Origin of the sequence: Micromonospora sp. NPDC049114 (assembly GCF_040648635.1) — a bacterium.
Taxonomy (GTDB): Bacteria; Actinomycetota; Actinomycetes; order Mycobacteriales; family Micromonosporaceae; genus Micromonospora.
In genome coordinates, this window is record NZ_JBEZEA010000002.1 from 600,676 (window position 1) to 617,950 (window position 17,275).

The window sequence follows — 17,275 nt, forward strand, 5'->3', positions numbered from 1 at the left end:
CATTTTTGGCGAGCAAAGGTCGGGTCCGCGCGGTCCGCTCCGCGCCCCCATCACGATCGAGAGGGCACCACGATGAACCACTACTACCTGCTCGGACGGTCGGGCCTGCGGGTGAGCCGACTGGCGCTGGGCACCATGAACTTCGGCGTCGACGGGTTCCACGCCGCGTACGGCAAGACCGAGGAGGAGGCCGAGCCGATCTTCCGGCGGTACCTGGAGGCGGGCGGGAACCTCATCGACACGGCGGACTTCTACACCGCTGGGGAGAGCGAGAAGATCCTCGGCCGTCTCATCGACAAGGCAGGCGTCCGCGAACGACTCGTGCTCACCAGCAAGGCCACCAACACCGTCGACCCGACCGACCCGAACGCCAGCGGCAACGGCCGCAAACACGTCATGCGGGCCGTGGAGGCGTCGCTGCGCCGGCTCGGCACCGACTACATCGACCTGTACCTTCTGCACACCTGGGACCGGATCACCCCGGTCGAGGAGGTCGTGCACACACTCGACGACCTGGTGCGCTCCGGCAAGATCCGGTACGCCGGCCTCTCCGACGTGCCGGCCTGGTACGCGGCCCGCGCGCAGAGCTACGCCGAGGCGCACGGGCTCGCCCCGATGATCAACGTGCAGCTGCCGTACTCCCTGGTCATGCGGGACATCGAGGCGGAGTTCGTGTCCATGGCCCAGACCCTGGGGATGGGCATCACCGCGTTCAGCCCGATCGGCGGCGGCCTGCTCAGCGGCAAGTACCGGCGCACCAGCGAGGGCCTGAGCGGTACCGGACGGTTGACCACCCCCAACGCCGCGGGTCGGGAGATCAGCCCCAACGACTGGAAGGTCATCGACGCGCTGGAGAGCGTGGCCGCCGACCTGGGTCGCAGCATGGCGCAGGTCGCGATCAACTGGGTGGTCACCCAGCCCGCCGTCGGCTCGGTGATCATCGGAGCGAGCAGCCCGGAGCAGGTCGGCGGCAACTTCGGTGCGCTCGACTTCGAGATCCCGGCCGACGCCCGCCGCCGACTCGACGAGGCCAGTGCCCCGACCCTCGGGCCGCCCTACGGCATGTTCACCCCGCAGTACCAGTCCTGGGTGGTGAGCCCCGGCCTCGGCGTCGGCGACAAGCCCGCCGGTTACGCCCCGCCGGTGTTCAACGGTGCCCGGGAAGCGGGACAGGCGGCGGCGCGGTAGTCGCCGCGGACGGCGGTGCGCCGCGGAGGCAGGTGGACGACTCCGCGGTGCGCCGCCGGGCGACGATCGCGTTCAGCCGCCGACGCTGACGGTCCCGACGAGCCCGGACGTCGACGCCGGACCGCCCTCGTAGAGGTCGACGTACAGCCGGAGCAGTTCGTCGGCGTCGGTGCCGAGTGCGGTGAGGTCGAGGGTGTTGTGGCGGACACCCCACGCCTGCGGCAGCGCGCAGACCCGCAGCGCGACGCCGTTCGCCCGCGCGATGCGGCGCGGCCCCCGCACCGCCGCGGCGGGGTCCACCACCGCGTCGAGCGGGCTGATCGCCACGGCCGCGCTCAGCAGTCCGGTGCGCCGTGGCGGACGCGGCAGCGTCCGTGCGATCGTCAGGTACTGGGTGACGGCCGAGAACGAGTATCCCCGCGAGTTGACGCGGTCGCGCAGGAGGCGGCGCCCGTACAGCGTGATGAGTGGTCGGACCGCGAAGGCCGGGGCCTGGCGGGGATCCGGGCCGAAGAACGGCGACAGCAGCAACAGCCGCCGGACGACGTCACCACGGACCTGGGCCAGCCACGCGGCCAGCACCGCGCCGCCGGAGATGCCCACGACACCCACCTCGTCCCCCAGGCCCGCCGCGACGGTCACGGCCTGGGCGGCGTACGTCGTCAGCTCGGCGGCCTCGACCCGGTGGTGGGCCCGCCGGTCGACGGTGCCGTGGTGCGGGGCCCGCGGAATCCACACGTTGTAGCCCCGGGCGAAGAACACCTCGGCCAACGCGTCGTACTGCTCCGGCGCGAGGGTGTATCCGTGCAGCAGCAGCACGGCCCTGCCGGTACGGGAGCCGTGGCTCAGCAGGCGGCTGCGCGACTCCGGCCGGATCTCCGGATCGGCGGTCTCCGCCGCCCTGATGGTCTCGGCGATGCGGGTGGCGGCGGCGAAGTCCAGCGGATCGCCCGGTGCGAGCCGCAGCTCACGGCGGCGCAGCGGCCAGAGGTAGAGCCCGGCGACCGCCGCCACGACCAGCGCCGATCCGCCGACGATGAGGGCGATGATCTCCGGCATGGGCACAGATCCTGGCAGGAGCCGGCGGTGTCGCCGGTGCGGGGTGCGCCCCGGGTGACGCGGGGCGCACCCCCGACGGGCTACGCCTTCTCGGCCGGCGGCGCGAACAGCACGCGCGAGCGGAGTTGCCGGAACCCGGTCCGCTCCAGCTCGGCAAGCACCGCGACGCGGTGGGCGTCCACGTCGGCGATCACCTCCCGGGCGCCTCCGGCGGCGAGCACCCGGACCGCCTCGGCCAGCAGCTCACCGCGCGCCGCGTCGTCGAGCAGGCCGAGGTACGCCAGCAGTGGGTAGCAGGCGTCGCCGGCCGTGCCGACCAGGCCGACCGGCTGCCCGCCCGCCACGCCGACGCGCCACTGGTCGGTCGACTCCCCCAGCCAGGCCAACGGATCGGTGGCCAGGTCGACGCCGCTGACGGCGCGCGCGATCTCCGCGCCGGTCAGCACGTCCGGTTGGGCGACCCGGGCGACCAGGGCGTTGATCTCCGCCACGTCGACGGGCGGTCGGAACGTGTACCGGCCGGAGGTCGTCGGCAGCGGCGTGCCCGTCCACGAGCACCGCAGCCGCTCACCCACCTCGACCAGGCCGGCGAGTCGGGCCGCCTCCATCGGCGCGGTGACCACGGCCAGCACCTCGGGTCGACGCCGCCAGTGCGCGGGCAGGGCCGCGTAGTACCGACCGGGACCTCCCAGCGCCTCGTGGGCGGCGTGCAGCAGCGCGGCCCCGACCTGCGGCTCGGCGGCCAGGTCGAACCGCTCCAGCCAGGGAGCGCCCACCGCTCCGGGCGGGAGGAGCCAGGCCGCCCGCCCGACCACCCGGCCGTCGCGCAGGGCGATCCAGGTGTTCTCGGGTCGGTAGCCGCCGCCGGTGATGCCGTCGGCGTACGCGATCTGCCGCAGTTGGGGCAGCGGGTCGGTCATGGAGTCGAACAGGTTTTCCTCGCCCGCGGAGAGCGGGCGGATGACGAGACTGGTCATGGCGGACCTCCGGAAAGCGAGCGCCCCGGGTCAGATCCGCGTGGACGCCGGTGCGCGGAGGGGGCGCAGAACATCGGACATTGTTCTGACCTCCTCTCGGCTCGACGGCGTGCCCGCCAACCTACGCGAAGCGCCGGCAGTCCCACAACGTTGCGCGGGGCCCGGCTCACAACGTCGGGTTGGTCTCCGCGCCGCGTTGGTGGAGCCGCCCGTCGGCGAGGGCGATCCCGGCCAGGATCAGCGCCGCCGCGGCGGTCACGGCGACCGGCGGGAGAAGGACGCTGGGCAGGGCCGCCACGACCAGCGCCAGCGCGCCGACGAACAACATCCAGCAGCGCGGCGCGGAGCGGTGCGTCCGCTCCAGGTAGCTCCGCCCGATCAGGAACAGCACCGGGCCGCCGAAGATGATGGCCACCAGAGCCCAGTCGATGGGCGGGTGGGGATCCTCGATGACCTGCCCGAAGCCGACTGCGGTGCAGATGATGCCGCCGACGATGAGCAGCAGGCTGTAGCTCGCCCACCGGGACAGTTGCAGGCCCTCACCGCCGGCGCTGCCGGTGGCCTGGCGGCCCGGCCCCACGTGGTAGAAGTAGATCCGCCAGAACGAGACCACGGCCACGAAGGCGGCCACGAGGGTGATGGTCCGCTCGGTCGAGAAGCCCGGAAAGCTGACGGCGGCGCCGGTTTCGAGCACCACCTCGGCCAGCGCGATCATGAAGAACTGGTTGTACCGCTCCGCGAGGTGCACCTCGGAGACCGTGACCAGGTTGGCCAGCGGCACCCGGCCGATACGCGGCACCGGCCAGTCGGAGGCCGCGCCGACGAGCTCGATGGCGAGCGCGAGCGTCCAGAGAACGCCACGGCCGAGCCCGCCGTCGATGCCGCCACTGATCCAGAACACGCCGGAGACCGTGTGCCAGGCCAACACCCGGTACGAGAACATCTGGGCCGGGTGACCCCGCAGGGCGAACGCCAGGTAGAGCGGTCTGCCGAGCTGGATGACGACGTACGTGCAGGCGAAGATCATGCCGCGTTGGCCGAACGCCTGCGGCAGCGAGACCGCCAGCACCAGGGTGCCGAACATGGTGGCGAGAAGGACGACCTGGATTTCGACCCGGCGCGGGTCGTAGGTGCTTGCCAGCAACGCGTTCAGCGACCAGATCATCCACATCGCCGTGAAGAACAGCAGCGTCTGGCCCGCCTCGGACAGCAGCGTGTGCCGGACGATGGTCAGGTCGTCCGCGACCCGCCCGGCGAGGCGGGCGAGCGCGAAGACGTACACGATGTCGAAGAGCAGTTCCAGGACGGTCGCCGAGCGTGGGCTCCTGCTGTCGGCCAGCCCGCGCATCCAGGTGCGCGTCAGCATGGCCGCACCCCCTCGCCGACCGGTCCCGCCTCGTACCCGTTGAGGGGACTTTATCCCGGTCTGTCGGTACGCCCGGTGGTTATGCCGGATCGCCTGGAGGACTGTCGGCGCCGCGTCCCCAGCGCCTCGTTCGGGCGGTCCGCCGCCTCGTCCGGGTCCGCCGGGCCCGCCGGTCGGCGCGCAGGCCGGCGCGGCCGAGCAGCCGGATCAGCAGCCAGCAGAACAGCGCCAGCGTGCCGAACAGGGCGATGGTCACGATCCGCCAGCGCATGCTGTTGACCTGGAGCATCTCGGGCAGCAGCGCCGCGACGCCAGCGACCGCGGTGACCGAGAACAACCACTGGAGGCGCTGCTGGAACAGCGCCGTCTGCAACCCGAAGAGCTGGCTCAGATTGCTGCGCAGCAGTTCGAGGCGCTGCCGGGCGGCCTGCAGGTGCCGGGGAACCCGCAGCCCGTCGATGAGGAACGTGGCCACCGCGATGCGCATGGGGTCGCGGTACATGAGGTCCACGTTGCCGACCTCGGCCAGCCCTCGACTCAGTTGCAACTGCACCCGGGCCAGCTGGGTGATGCGCGCGCCGAGCGAGTGACCCGGCCCGACGAGTTCGTCGCGGTCGTTCGGGTCCACACCCACCCACAGTTGGCAGAAGAACCACTGGGCGTGGATCTGGCCGTACATGTCCTGGACCATGCGGGCCGCCGCCGACGCTCCCCGTACCCCGTCGTGCAGGACCGCCACGGTGGACCAGCCGGTGGTGCGGACCAGCAGGCCGGGCAGGCGCAGCGGCCCGTCGTCGGCGGCCGCGCCCGCGGTCACCGGCAGGGCGGAGAGCCGCAGCAGCGACTCCACGAGCGGGTCGTTCTCGGACCGTTCGGGACCGCGCAGGACGAAGAACTGACGCATGTTCTGGAACGGGTAGCGGCGCTCGCGGGGTTCGAAGCCGGCCGACTCGCGCAGGATGGCGCGCACCGCCTGGACGTGGGCGGACACCGTCAGCCCGCCGTGCTCCCGGGGCTCGGCCTCGATCATGCTCAGGTGCCCGGCCAGGTTCGGCGGGAAGGTGTCCAGGTCGCGCAGGTGCCGGAAGTAGTCGAGGGTGTTCTCGCGGACGAGGTCGTCGTAGAACCGGCAGATGTCCTCCGTGCTGACGGCGGGCTCCGGCGCGGCGAACCGCAGGTCCACCGAGATCACGCCGAGCGCCGGGTAGATGACGATCTGGGTGCTGGTCGCCCACGTCGTACGGCCGATGCGGACCGCCGACGTGCCGAGGGAGATCTGCAACACCGGCGGATGGGTGGCCAGGTAGGAGATGTTGTAGGCCCGGGTCTCCTCGTGCTGGACGACATCGACGGAGGTGGCACCCAGTCTGGCCAGCAGCGGGAGCGCTGGTTCCACGTCCTGCACCGTGCCGCCGAGGTCGAACTTGACCGGCACGTACACGTGATCGATATCGAGGCTCACGCATACATTCTGACCGTGCGGCACAACCGGGTTACGTGCTGAGACGGCCTACAACTGGTCGACGTGGTCGCGCCACGAGTGCCGGGGGTCGTAGCCCAGCAGCCGCCGCGCCTTGTCGATGCTGAGCAGGGTCTCGTGCTCGCCCAGCTCCTTGCGGATCTCGACACCCGGATACACCTCGGCCATCAGGCTGGCGCTCGAGGAGGTCATGACGGTGTCGGCGTTGGCGATGATGAACACCTCCGCGCCGGGCTGGTCGTACGCGAGGGCCCGCTCGACCGCCTGGGCGCCGTCGCGGGCGTCGATGTAGCCCCACAGGTTCCACCGCCGCGAGCGCGGATCGGCGTCGAAGGAGGGGAACTGCAGGTAGTCCTCGACGTCCATCACGTTGGAGAACCGCAGGCCCACCATGACCAGCTCCGGGTCCCACCGGCAGAAGTGCCGCGCCATCTCCTCCTCGAGGGCCTTGTTCAGCGAGTACGTCGACTCCGGCCGGGGCGCGTACTCCTCGTCGACAGGCGCGTACGGCGGCGGGGTGTCGAACGGCAGCCCGAGCACCGTCTCGCTGGACGCCCACACCACCCGCTTGATGCCGGCCGCGCGGGCGGCGGCGAAGACGTTGTACGTCGCGGCGGAGTTGTTCGCGAACGTGGCCGCGTTGGACAGCAGCCCGGGCGCCGGGACCGCGGCCAGGTGCACGACCGCCTCGACGCCACCGGCGTGCTCGTCGGTGCCCCCGGTGAACGCCTCGACCACCTGCCCGTAGTCGGTCAGGTCGGACAGGAGGAACTCGCCGTCGACGTCGCGGGGGTCGCGCCCGCCGACGCGGTCCATCGCCAGCACGTCCACGCCCAGGCCGCGCAGGTGGGCGACCACGGCCCGGCCGAGCTTGCCGGTGGCGCCGGTGACGACGACGCGTCCGGGCAGTACGGGATCGGTCATGACCCCATCCTCTCCGGCCGGCTCGGGCACGCCGCAGGCGGGTGCATCCGCGCCCGGCACCGCCGCATCGATCAGGAATCGAGAAGTACGCGCCAACGGCCCTACCTAGCATGGCCAGCATGGACATCACCATTCACACGACAGTTCTTCCGCACGTCGACCCGGACGCCTCGGTGGCCTTCTACCGCGACGTCCTCGGCTTCGAGGTCCGCAGCGACGTCGGCAAGGGCACGATGCGGTGGATCACCGTCGGCCCCGTCGACCAGCCCGGCACGTCCATCCTGCTGGCCCCGCCGGCCGCCGACCCCGGCATCACCGAGGACGAGCGGCGCACCATCGCCGAGATGATGGCCAAGGGCACCTACGGGTGGATCCTGCTGGCGACCCGGGACCTGGACGGCACCTTCGAGAAGATCCAGTCCGGCGACGCCGAGGTCGTCCAGGAGCCGACCGAGCAGCCGTACGGCATCCGCGACTGCGCCTTTCGCGATCCCGCCGGCAACATGGTCCGCATCCAGGAGGTGCGCTGAGCCATGTGTCTCGCCGCCTGGGGGCGCGCACGCGCCGAGGAGCAGAGCCTGAACGACCTCGCACGGCTGCGTCACGTGCCGGACGTGCCGTTGGTCGCGGCGGGGGCGACCGAACCGATCGGGGAGCACGAGGTCGACGGGGGCAGACGTGGCGAGCACGCCACCGCGGGGGCGTGAGGAGCGGCTGAGGGACACGCGCGCGAGACTGGAGAACGACGTCGACCTCTGGGTCGCCACGTCGGGCTCCCCGGACGGCGTGCACCTCGTCCCGCTCTCCTACCTCTGGGACGGGAGCGTGTTTCTCATCTCGACGCCGCGCGCCTCGGTCACCGGCCGCAACCTGCTCGGGGACGGTCGGGTGCGGCTCAGCCTGGGGACGACGCGCGACGTCGTCATCGTCGACGGTGCCGCCGAGCCGGTGGACACCGCCGAACTGGGCGACGAGAGGCGTACGGCGTTCGCCACCAGGACCGGTTTCGACCCGAGCGGAATCGCCGAGCCCTACCAGTACTTCGTGATCCGGCCGCGGCGCATCCTGGCCTGGCGGGAGGCCAACGAGCTGCGGGGACGCGTCCTCATGCGCGACGGCAGTTGGCTCGACTGAGCCCTTCGGCCTCCTGCCCGCCGCGATCCGCGTCCTGCCGTGCGCGGGCCGGGCGGGTGCGTACCGTGCAGGGGTAAACGCTCATGCGAGGAGGAGCCTTCATGTCCAAGCCACCGCTTCCCGAGGCCGCGGTCGAGATGCTGCGCAAGCCGAACCCGGCCGTCATGACCACGCTCCGCAACGGTGGTCAGCCGGTGTCCGCCGCGACCTGGTACCTGTGGGAAGACGGCCGGATCCTGGTCAACATGGACGAGAGCCGCCGCCGGTTGGAGCACGTCCGCAACGATCCTCGGGTGTCGCTCACGGTGCTGGACGAGGCCGGCTGGTACACCCACGTCAGCATCATCGGGCACGTCGCCGAGCTGCGCGCCGATGAGGATCTCGCCGACATCGACAGGCTGTCCCGGCACTACACGGGCAATGCCTACCCACGGCGGGAGCGGGGTCGGGTCAGCGCCCTCATCGAGATCGACCGCTGGCACGGTTGGGGCTCGCTCAAGGACAACAGCCAGGTCGGCTGACCGTCCGACGCGGGGACGGCGGCACAGCGGCGGCTCTTGACCGCAGAGCGTGATCGGCTTAACTTCATCAATCAGATAAGTGTCTTTACTAATTCTGCTTGATCCCTCGTGGGAGTGCCGATGCGACAATTGCGTCACCGCCGCCTCACCGCCGTCCTCGCCGTGGCGACCCTGCTGCTCACCGCCGCCCCGCCCACCGCGGCGAGCGCCGCCGCCCGGCCCGACCGCCAGCCCGGCTACCACCGGGTCGGCTACTTCACCCAGTGGGGCATCTACGGCCGGGCCTTCACGATCAAGAAGCTCGACGCCTCGGGGGCCGCGAGCCGCCTCACCCACCTCAACTATGCCTTCGGCAACGTCAGCGAGGACGGTCGCTGCTATGTGGACGGCGGGCCGGGCGAGGGCGACGCCTGGGCCGACTATCAACGGCCGGTTTCCGCCGACGAGAGCGTGGACGGCGTCGCCGACGCCCCCGGCCAGGCGCTCAACGGCAACTTCGGCCAGCTCGCCAAGCTCAAGGCCAAGCACCCCGGCCTGAAGGTGCTGATCTCGCTGGGCGGGTGGAGCTGGTCGACGTACTTCTCCAACGCCGCCCGCACCGACGCCTCCCGCAAGGCGTTCGTCGCGTCCTGCATCGACCTGTACCTCAAGGGCAACCTGCCCGGCGCACCCGGCGCGGCGGCGGGCGTCTTCGACGGCGTCGACCTCGACTGGGAGTGGCCGAACTGGGACGGCGAGCCCGGCAACGTCATCCGCCCGCAGGACCGGGAGAACTTCACCAAGCTGCTGGCCGAGTTCCGCCGGCAGCTCGACGCGTACGGGCGCACGACCCGCGCGCACCACCCGCTGACGGCCTTCCTGCCGGCCAACCCGGCCACGATGGACGCCGGCTACGAGGGCCGCAAGATCTTCACGTACCTCGACTTCGCCACCGTGCAGGGGTACGACTTCCACGGCGGCTGGGAGGCCGTGGCCAACCAGCAGTCCGCGCTGCGCGTGCCGGCGGGCTCGCCGGACAACCCGGACTTCTCTGTCGAGGTGGCCATCGACGGCTGGATCGACCGTGGAGCGCCGCGCGGCAAGCTGGTCCTGGGCATCCCCTACTACGGTCGCGGCTGGACCGGCGTCACCGGCGGCGGCAACGGCCTGTTCCAGCCGGCCGCCGGGCCCGCGCCGGCGACCTTCGAGGCCGGCTACGAGGACTACAAGAACCTCAAGGCCCTGGCCGGCAACGGCTACACCGTGCACCGCGACCTGCGGGCCGGGCACGCCTGGCTCTTCGACGGTACGACCTTCTGGACGTACGACGACCCGGCGGTCGTGTTGCAGAAGACGCTCTACATCCGGCGGGCCGGCCTGGCCGGCGCGATGGTCTGGTCACTCGACGGCGACGACGACAACGCCACCCTGACCAGGACGATCGACCTCGGCCTGACCACCTGGTAGGCGTACCCGACGCCCGTGATCACGTGCGGCCCGCGCCGCACGGGGTCACGGGCGTCGTGCCTCCGGCGTCACCGCGCGCACGGTGGCCTCGATGAGCGCGGTCACCTGGGTCATGTCCCGCGCGCGGGACACGTCCAGGTCGGCCGACCAGCCGTCCCGCCGGCTGAACCCCACCGACACGTCGTCGCGGCGGTGGGTGAGCCACCCGGCGACCGCCTGGACGAGCACCATGGCGGTGCCGGCGTCCTCGACCGCCACCCGCAGCACGTCCGCGCCGCCCTCGGATGTCCCCTCCGGTGGCGTCAGGGCGACCCCGTCACGGAGGCGGTCGTCGGCGCGCAGCCAGGACGCCAACGAGCGCTGGACATCGGCGGACGGAAGATCCGGACGAACCGCGATCGTTATCGCCTCCGGCACGTTCTGCTCCCTCCAGGACGACGCTGAGTCACACCACCATCCTGCCAGTCGCTCCCGGAGCCGGCATCCCATGCAGTCATCGGTGTCGATCAGACCTTGACCGCCGCGTCGGCCCGTTCATAGGCTCCGGCCACTGCGAGGCTTTCCCCCAAGAAGGGAACCCGAGACATGGCCCCATCATCGCGTCCGTTCTGGACTGTCCCTCCCAGGCGGCTGGCAGGCGTCGCCGCGATCGCGCTCCTTCTCGGCACGACTCCCCTGCTCGGCGGCACACCATCGGCGAGCGCCGCCCCACCGTCGCGATGCAGCACCGACCCGGGCGCACGGCTGGGCGGCGTACCCACCCCGGAGGCCGTGCTCGGCTTCCCCCTCGGAACGGGACAGGAGCGGGTCGTCACCAACGACGAGGTCCGCACCTACCTCGGGGCCGTGGACCGGGCCTCCGACCGCGTCGTCACGGGCGTGACGGCCACCAGCGTGCTCGGCCAGCCCCTGCCGTACGCGGTGGTGTCCAACGAGCGCCACGTGCGGCCGTCCGCGCTGCGAAAGATCGCCGACGACGTACGCGACCTGCGTGACCCCCGCCGGACGAGCGCACGGACCGCCGCGCGGACGGCTAAGGACAGCCCCGCCATCGTCTGGGTCACCGCGAACGTGCACGGCGGTGAGAAGAGCGGCACCGACGCGGCCCTCAAGACACTGTACGAGTTGGCCGCCGGCCTGTCCTGCGAGGTCGCGCGCCGCAACGACAACCTGGTCACCATCATCGTCCCGACCCAGAACCCGGACGGCCGCGACGCGACCCGGCGGCAGAACGAGTACGGCTTCGACCTGAACCGGGACTGGTTCGCCCGCACCCAGCAGGAGACGGACGGCAAACTCGAACTGCTGCGCCGCTACCCGCCGCAAGTCTTCATCGACGCGCACGAGATGGGCGGCCGGGAGTACTTCTTCCCGCCCAACGCCGACCCGATCCACCACGAGATCGCCGGCGAGGCGGTGGACTGGATCAACCGGATCGGCGAGGCCAACAAGGCCGGCTTCGGCTACAACGGCGCGTGCGACGACACCGTCACGACCGAGTGCTACTTCAACTACGACACGTACGACATGTTCTTCATGGGGTACGGCGACACCGTGCCGACCACCGGTTTCGGCGCGGCCGGCATGACGTACGAGAAGGGCAGCGCCTCGGCCGTCGCCGACCGGGTGCAGCAGCAGTTCCACACCCAGTGGTCGACGCTCGGCTGGGCCGCCGCCAACAAGCGGGAGGTGCTGGACGGCTACTTCGACATCTGGACCGACGCGCTCGCCGAGGGCCGGGCGGGCGCCCTCGAGCCGAACGAGGTGGTGCAGCCCACCAACGAGGTCCAGTTCCCGGTGCCCGACATCACGATCCGCTCGTACTTCCTGCTGCCGGACCGGCAGCTCGCCGACGTCCGCCGGCTCGTCGAGCGGCTACGCCGCATGGACGTCGAGGTGTACGAGGTGCGCAAGCCCACCCGCGTGCCCACCGCCCGGGTCTTCGGCGGCCGCAGCGCCACAAACGTGACGGTGCCCAAGGGGGCGTACTGGATCCCGATGGACCAGCCGCAGAAACACTGGATCCAGGCGATCATGGGCGAGGACCCGTACGTGCCGTTCCCGTACTTCTACGACGTGTCCTCCTGGAGCAACCCGCTGCTGATGGGCGTGTCCACGATCTACACGGGCGACGACGTCCGGCCGAACGCCCAGCTCGTCCGGGAGATCACCGGCGGCCGGAGCGGCCTGGCGTGGCCGTGGGGCTCCTACACGTACCCGCTGGACTCGGCAGCCGCCGCGGAGTTCACCTTCACCCTGCTCGGCCGCGGCGTGCCGCTCGTGCGCGACCTGGCCACCAGCCGCGTCGCGATCCCGGCGAGCCGGCTGAGCCGTACGGTCGACGACCTGGCCGAGGCCGCCGGGGTCACCCTCACCCCCGGTGGGCGCCCCACCGGGACGCGCCTCGACCTGCCCGACGTCGGGCTGTTCCAGGGCACCGGCATCTCCACCACGTCCGGCTCGCACGGCGAGGCCCGGTACGTCCTCGGCAAGCGGTGGGGACTTGACCTCACACCGGTCACCACTGCCGACATCAACGACAACACCGCGGCGTTCACCGGGCGTACGGTGCTGCTGGTCCCCGACGGCAGCAGCGCCACCGGCGGACTGACCGCCGCCGGGCAGGCCAACCTGCGCGACTGGATCACCCAGGGCCACACCTACGTCGGGCTGCGCAACGAGGGCACCCGGCTGGCCCGCGCCGCCGGGCTCACCTCCACCACGGAGAAGACCAAACCGGCCGACTACCTGGTGATCGGCTCGCACCTGCGGGTCGACGTCGAAACCGACAACCCGGTCGCTCTCGGCCGCCCCGCCGAGGACTTCGAGTTCAACAACAGCGATCCGATCCTCAACCCCAGCACCACCGGGACGAACGTGCTCACCTACCCGGCCGGCGACACGTTCTGGGCCAACGGCTACACCGTCGGCGCGGACATCCTCAAGGGCACGGCGGCGGTCGTCGACGAGCCGACCGGCACCGGCAGGTCGGTGCTGTTCGCGTTCAACCCGCTCTTCCGCGCGTACAACGAGAATGGTCTGCACCTGGTGGCCAACGCGCTGCTCTACCCGCCGGGCGCACCCGACGCCCGACGCACGCCCGGCACCGACGCGGCGCGCGCCAGCGCCGCCGCAGCGCCGGTCGCGGCGGACCTGGGCGGCGGATGGCGGCCGATCACCATCGAGGTCGCGGCGACGGACCTGGCCCGCACGAGGGCCATCGTCGAACGCTTCACCACCGACGCCCGGACGTCCGCGAAGGGCACCTCGGCGTACGTCGTGCTCCCCAACCCGCAGGGCCTCCAGGCCGACGAACACCCCTTCACGAACGATCTGGTACGCGCGCTGCGCGCCGCCGGAGTGCCACTGCGGTCGGTGGTCGCCTGACTGACCCGCACGACGATCCGCCGAGCGACGTCCTGTCCCGAACGACCTGTTCGGGACAGGACCGAACTCACCCCTGACCGGGGCGGACAGACGCGGCCCGTGCGGAACAGACGTCGCCTCTGGAAACGTGCCAAAGCGCGCCAATACCGTGGGGTCGGGCCGGCGGATCCGTCGGCCAGACAGCACCACTCGTGGAGGTCGCACATGCAGGTCCAGCGTCTCGCGCTCACAATGTCGATGGCGATCGCGGCGGTCGCCGGTGCCCTGGTCGTCGGCGCCTCCCCGGCCTCCGCGGCCGGCAACGACGACCATGACGTGACCTATTGGGACGACTACGCGATGTGCGAGGGCGGTCGGCTCGACTTCGTCGACTACGGCGAGGGTGCGCCCGGCGGCGGCATGAACGACGACTATTTCGTCGTGCGGGACACCTGCGCCAACGGCGACGGAGTCCTGGGTCGGGTCTACGTCAACGGCGTTCTGAGGGGCACCAGGTACAACGGCGGCGGCTCCGGGAGTTCGGTCATCTGGGACCCGGCTCAGGTCTACGCGAACGACGTGGTCCGGATGGAGATCTGCGGGGCGAACGGTCCTCAGGACTACTCGGGTTACTCCTGCGCCTCCAACACCTTCCGCAGCATCGACGGCTGACGAAAGGCGCTCGCCAGCACCGAGGATGTCGACCACGTCGCCCCGCGTTGGCACCCGGGGCGGCAATGGAGGCTGTGGAGCTGATGTCGTCGACGAATCAGGCGCGACATCAGCTCCACGGCGTTCATTGGATGGCGCCGCCCTCCCGTACCGGGGCGGTCCTCCGCCCGCCGGCTACGACCGCCCGGCGACCTGGGTGACGAACGCTTGCCACGACGCCTGCCCGAAGACCAGGGCCGGCCCGTCGGGGTCCTTGGAGTCCCGCACACCGACGATGCCCGGCAGGTTGTCCGCAACCTCGACGCAATCGCCCCCGCTGGAGCCGCTGCGAGTGGACTTGCGCCACGTAGCGCCAATCAGGTCCATGACGTCACCACTTCCTTCATCAGGTCGGTTGACTGCCGCCGAGGTAGGGCCTCGTTCCGTACGGTCTCCCACTTCGACAGAAGCGTAGCCACGTCATCGTCGTTGCTGATGACCAGCCCGCCAAGCTGATTCTCCAGTTGGCCGACCCATTTGCCATCGGCGGCCCGAGCCAGGATGAACGGACCAGTCAGCCCGGCGTGCATGCTCACATCGCCCGGCACGATGTGGACACTGACGTTTGGGCGTTCCGCCATGGCCGTCAGGTGCGTGATCTGCCCTGCCATGATTCCTCGAAAGTCCTCGCCCGCGCGCCGCAGCACCTCCTCCCCGATGACCGCGACAAGTTGCGGTGCGTTCGGCTGAGTGAGGATCGATTGCCGGTCGAGCCGAGCAGCAAGCCGCTTATCGACCTCCTCATCGCTGAGTGTGTCGTCGCAGCGAATGACCGCTCGGGCGTACTGCTCGGTCTGGAGCAGGCCGGGTACCAGGGACGGCTGCCAGGACCGGAGCTGAGTCGCGACGCGTTCGGCGTCCAACCACGGCAGGAACCAGGACGGCGCCCCGAGCTTCGCGACCATGCGTTCGAACAGGCCGCCGTTCTTGAAGGCGCGGTCGGCGCCCTTGATGAAGTCCATCGTGAGCGCCCGGGTCTCGCCCTCGACGGCACTGACATGCGAGGCACTGAAGCCGGCACCCCGACCGAACGCCTCCTGCGTCATCCCGGCGGCTCCTCGGGCGCGACGGATCTCGCCCACGATGAACGCGGCGAGCGGGTGCGGCAGATCAGCCATTCAAAGCTCCCCAAGCCGGAAGATCAATTACTCACGCCACTGCCCGGCGTGGAATGTTTCGCCAGCTCAGCCCGAGCCGGCGAACCACCTTCCGAGCGTAATGGACTCCACAGCAGAGTGTCACCAGCGGCGCGGCCGGTGGAGGACCCGAGACCCGGCGGACGCGTTCGTACCGGGGCCGCCCTCTGGGCGAGCACTCAAGGGGCGGCCCCTCCCAACGCCTGCCAGGGGGATGACCATGCCCATCGACCAGCCACCGCAGGTGCGGTCCGGTGACCTTCTGTACCTGACCCGCGCCGCGAGCCCGCAGTTCACCCGCCCCATCACCGTTCGCGTGATCCGCGCCCTCACCGACCGGCACACGTACCACGGTTTGTTGTGGATAGACGCCTACCAGCTCGGCCCAAACGGCGACGCCATCGCCCGCCGCGAGCTGTACCTGATGCTGGCTCACCTCCCCGCCCACCGCGCCCTCCCGGCCCTCCGCACCCACCCGGCCCACGTCCTCGGGACCCGCCGCGCCCGCCCCGCCCGGTGCTCGGCGACCGATCCGGCGCGGCCCGGTACGGGTCGGCTGATGCCCCGTCGCGCTCCCAACCACCAGCCGGCCCGTCCGACGTGGCGCTGCGGCACGTGCGGCATCGCGTGGCCCTGCTCGCCCGCCAAGCTCCGCCTCCTCGCGACATACCGGCTGGATCGCCCGGCCCGACTGGCCCACCTGGCGGCGCTTCAGGCCGAGGCCGCCGCCCACCTCGCCGCACTCAACCCGAGCACCCCACCCCCACCCGCCAAACTGACCGAACGCTTCACCGCCTGGGGCTCCCCTCACAGCGTCCGCGCAGATCTTGGACAGTTACCGTCCTCTGCGGACGGTAACTGTCCAAGATCTGGTGGCGCGGGGACCAACCAACCGCAACGCTCGACGACATGCTGCCCGCCGATGACGCTGACGCTCTCGAATGGCTCGCCTTCGAGCAGGCGGGCGTGCTGACGACCGCGCAAGCCGCGCGACTGCTCGGCGAGGGGGTGGTGCGGAGCCGGATCCGCACCGGCCGCTGGCGGTCGATGTGCCGAGGGGTCCTGTTGACCGGCAACGGCCGGCTGACCCGCGACCAGCAACTGTGGGTGGCCGTGCTGGCGGCGGGCGCGGGAGCAGTCCTGGCCGGGGCAACCGCCGCCGCCGAGGCCGGGGTACGGGGACTGCGGCGTGAACCCCTGCACGTGCTGGTGCCCGCCGACCGTCGCGCCGCGCGGACCAGCCTGCGGCGGCTTCCGATCGACATGCCCGCCGTGCTGGTCCATCGCACCACGGTCCTCCCCGACGCTCATCTCCAGCTCGCCCGCCCGCCGCGCACGACGACCGCACGCGCCCTCGTGGACGCCGCCGGATGGGCGGCCGGTGTGGACGAGGCGCAGGGGGTGCTGGCCGCCGGTTGCCAACAGCGCCGCGTGCTGCCCGCGGAGCTGGATGCCGTGCTCGACGTCCTGCCCCGGGCACCCCGCCGACGACTGATCCGGCAGACCGTCGGCGACATCAGCGGCGGCGCGCAGGCGCTGTCCGAGATCAACTTTGTGCGGCTGTGCCGACAGCATCGGCTGCCCGCACCGGACCTGCAACAACACCGGGTCGACGCGGCGGGCCGCAACCGCTGGCTGGACGCGTACTGGAAACAATGGCGGGTGCAGGTGGAGATCGACGGCGCGCACCACATGGACGCCCGGCAGTGGGCGGCCGACATGCGTCGGCAGAACGACGTCTGGACCAGCGGCGACCGGATCCTGCGCTTCCCGGCCTGGCTGGTCCGCGCCCGCCCCGAGGAGGTCGCCGAAGCCGTCCGCCGGGCTCTCGTCGCGGGCGGCTGGACCCCAACCTCAACGCACTCCGAGGTACGGCCGGCGCGACGTACCCGCTGATCCCGAACGGACCGGGCGACTACGCCCGCCCGCCGCTGCGGTCGACGCCAGATCGACACCACCCGGCCCGG

17 protein-coding genes are annotated in these 17,275 nt (G+C 71.3%); 9 read left to right on the forward strand and 8 right to left on the reverse strand.

Annotated features, from left to right (window positions below; genetic code table 11):
• Window positions 1-72 precede the first annotated feature (72 nt).
• Window positions 73-1,188 carry an aldo/keto reductase gene (locus tag AB0B39_RS10350; protein ID WP_357492538.1) on the forward strand — a complete coding sequence of 372 codons (1,116 nt, stop codon included), beginning with the start codon at window positions 73-75 and terminating at the stop codon, window positions 1,186-1,188.
• Window positions 1,189-1,260: 72 nt separating this feature from the next.
• On the opposite strand, the gene AB0B39_RS10355 is transcribed toward AB0B39_RS10350, so the two are convergent.
• The 5 genes from AB0B39_RS10355 to AB0B39_RS10375 all read right to left on the reverse strand — a co-directional run bounded on the left by AB0B39_RS10355 (window position 1,261) and on the right by AB0B39_RS10375 (window position 6,994).
• The gene (locus tag AB0B39_RS10355) at window positions 1,261-2,247 is read right to left on the reverse strand and encodes an alpha/beta hydrolase (RefSeq protein WP_357574101.1); all 987 of its coding nucleotides are present in this window, start codon (window positions 2,245-2,247) and stop codon (window positions 1,261-1,263) included.
• An 80-nt stretch (window positions 2,248-2,327) separates the two neighbouring features.
• Complete coding sequence (locus tag AB0B39_RS10360; RefSeq protein ID WP_357574102.1) at window positions 2,328-3,224, reverse strand: acetyltransferase; 897 nt, start codon at window positions 3,222-3,224, stop codon at window positions 2,328-2,330.
• Between the two features lie 166 nt (window positions 3,225-3,390).
• Entirely contained in the window at window positions 3,391-4,590 is a 1,200-nt protein-coding gene (locus tag AB0B39_RS10365) for a low temperature requirement protein A (protein ID WP_357492544.1), read from the reverse strand.
• A 79-nt stretch (window positions 4,591-4,669) separates the two neighbouring features.
• Window positions 4,670-6,052 (reverse strand): hypothetical protein, encoded by a 1,383-nt coding sequence (locus tag AB0B39_RS10370; RefSeq protein ID WP_357574103.1) that lies wholly within the window; start codon window positions 6,050-6,052, stop codon window positions 4,670-4,672.
• Window positions 6,053-6,100: 48 nt separating this feature from the next.
• Window positions 6,101-6,994, reverse strand: coding sequence for an NAD(P)-dependent oxidoreductase (locus AB0B39_RS10375; RefSeq protein WP_357574104.1), 894 nt, complete (start codon window positions 6,992-6,994; stop codon window positions 6,101-6,103).
• A gap of 119 nt (window positions 6,995-7,113) precedes the next feature.
• Here AB0B39_RS10375 and AB0B39_RS10380 point away from each other — a divergent pair, with 119 nt between their 5' ends.
• From AB0B39_RS10380 to AB0B39_RS10400, 5 genes are all read left to right on the forward strand, one after another.
• Window positions 7,114-7,524 (forward strand): VOC family protein, encoded by a 411-nt coding sequence (locus AB0B39_RS10380; RefSeq protein ID WP_357492550.1) that lies wholly within the window; start codon window positions 7,114-7,116, stop codon window positions 7,522-7,524.
• A gap of 3 nt (window positions 7,525-7,527) precedes the next feature.
• The gene (locus AB0B39_RS10385) at window positions 7,528-7,701 is read left to right on the forward strand and encodes a hypothetical protein (protein ID WP_357574105.1); all 174 of its coding nucleotides are present in this window, start codon (window positions 7,528-7,530) and stop codon (window positions 7,699-7,701) included.
• A complete protein-coding gene (locus AB0B39_RS10390) occupies window positions 7,673-8,128 on the forward strand; it encodes a pyridoxamine 5'-phosphate oxidase family protein (protein ID WP_357574106.1) in 456 nt (151 codons plus the stop codon). Before AB0B39_RS10385 ends, AB0B39_RS10390 begins: the two co-directional genes overlap by 29 nt.
• A gap of 101 nt (window positions 8,129-8,229) precedes the next feature.
• Window positions 8,230-8,649 carry a PPOX class F420-dependent oxidoreductase gene (locus tag AB0B39_RS10395; RefSeq protein WP_234582764.1) on the forward strand — a complete coding sequence of 140 codons (420 nt, stop codon included), beginning with the start codon at window positions 8,230-8,232 and terminating at the stop codon, window positions 8,647-8,649.
• Window positions 8,650-8,769: 120 nt separating this feature from the next.
• Window positions 8,770-10,095 (forward strand): glycoside hydrolase family 18 protein, encoded by a 1,326-nt coding sequence (locus AB0B39_RS10400; RefSeq protein ID WP_357574107.1) that lies wholly within the window; start codon window positions 8,770-8,772, stop codon window positions 10,093-10,095.
• A gap of 45 nt (window positions 10,096-10,140) precedes the next feature.
• Here AB0B39_RS10400 and AB0B39_RS10405 read toward each other — a convergent pair whose 3' ends face one another.
• Window positions 10,141-10,512 (reverse strand): hypothetical protein, encoded by a 372-nt coding sequence (locus AB0B39_RS10405; RefSeq protein WP_357574108.1) that lies wholly within the window; start codon window positions 10,510-10,512, stop codon window positions 10,141-10,143.
• Between the two features lie 168 nt (window positions 10,513-10,680).
• Between AB0B39_RS10405 and AB0B39_RS10410 the strand changes: the two genes are divergently transcribed.
• Complete coding sequence (locus tag AB0B39_RS10410; protein WP_357574109.1) at window positions 10,681-13,482, forward strand: M14 family zinc carboxypeptidase; 2,802 nt, start codon at window positions 10,681-10,683, stop codon at window positions 13,480-13,482.
• Window positions 13,483-13,686: 204 nt separating this feature from the next.
• Window positions 13,687-14,133 carry a hypothetical protein gene (locus AB0B39_RS10415; protein WP_357574110.1) on the forward strand — a complete coding sequence of 149 codons (447 nt, stop codon included), beginning with the start codon at window positions 13,687-13,689 and terminating at the stop codon, window positions 14,131-14,133.
• 174 nt (window positions 14,134-14,307) lie between these two features.
• On the opposite strand, the gene AB0B39_RS10420 is transcribed toward AB0B39_RS10415, so the two are convergent.
• Together AB0B39_RS10420 and AB0B39_RS10425 are read right to left on the reverse strand one after the other, a co-directional pair.
• Window positions 14,308-14,499, reverse strand: coding sequence for a DUF397 domain-containing protein (locus AB0B39_RS10420; protein WP_357574111.1), 192 nt, complete (start codon window positions 14,497-14,499; stop codon window positions 14,308-14,310).
• Window positions 14,490-15,290, reverse strand: a complete 801-nt coding sequence (locus AB0B39_RS10425) for a helix-turn-helix transcriptional regulator (protein WP_357574112.1) — start codon at window positions 15,288-15,290, stop codon at window positions 14,490-14,492. The genes AB0B39_RS10420 and AB0B39_RS10425 overlap by 10 nt, the downstream gene beginning before the upstream one ends.
• Before the next feature lie 927 nt (window positions 15,291-16,217).
• Between AB0B39_RS10425 and AB0B39_RS10430 the strand changes: the two genes are divergently transcribed.
• Window positions 16,218-17,204: a DUF559 domain-containing protein gene (locus AB0B39_RS10430; protein ID WP_357492569.1), complete on the forward strand. Its 987-nt coding sequence runs from the start codon at window positions 16,218-16,220 to the stop codon at window positions 17,202-17,204.
• Window positions 17,205-17,275: the final 71 nt, after the last annotated feature.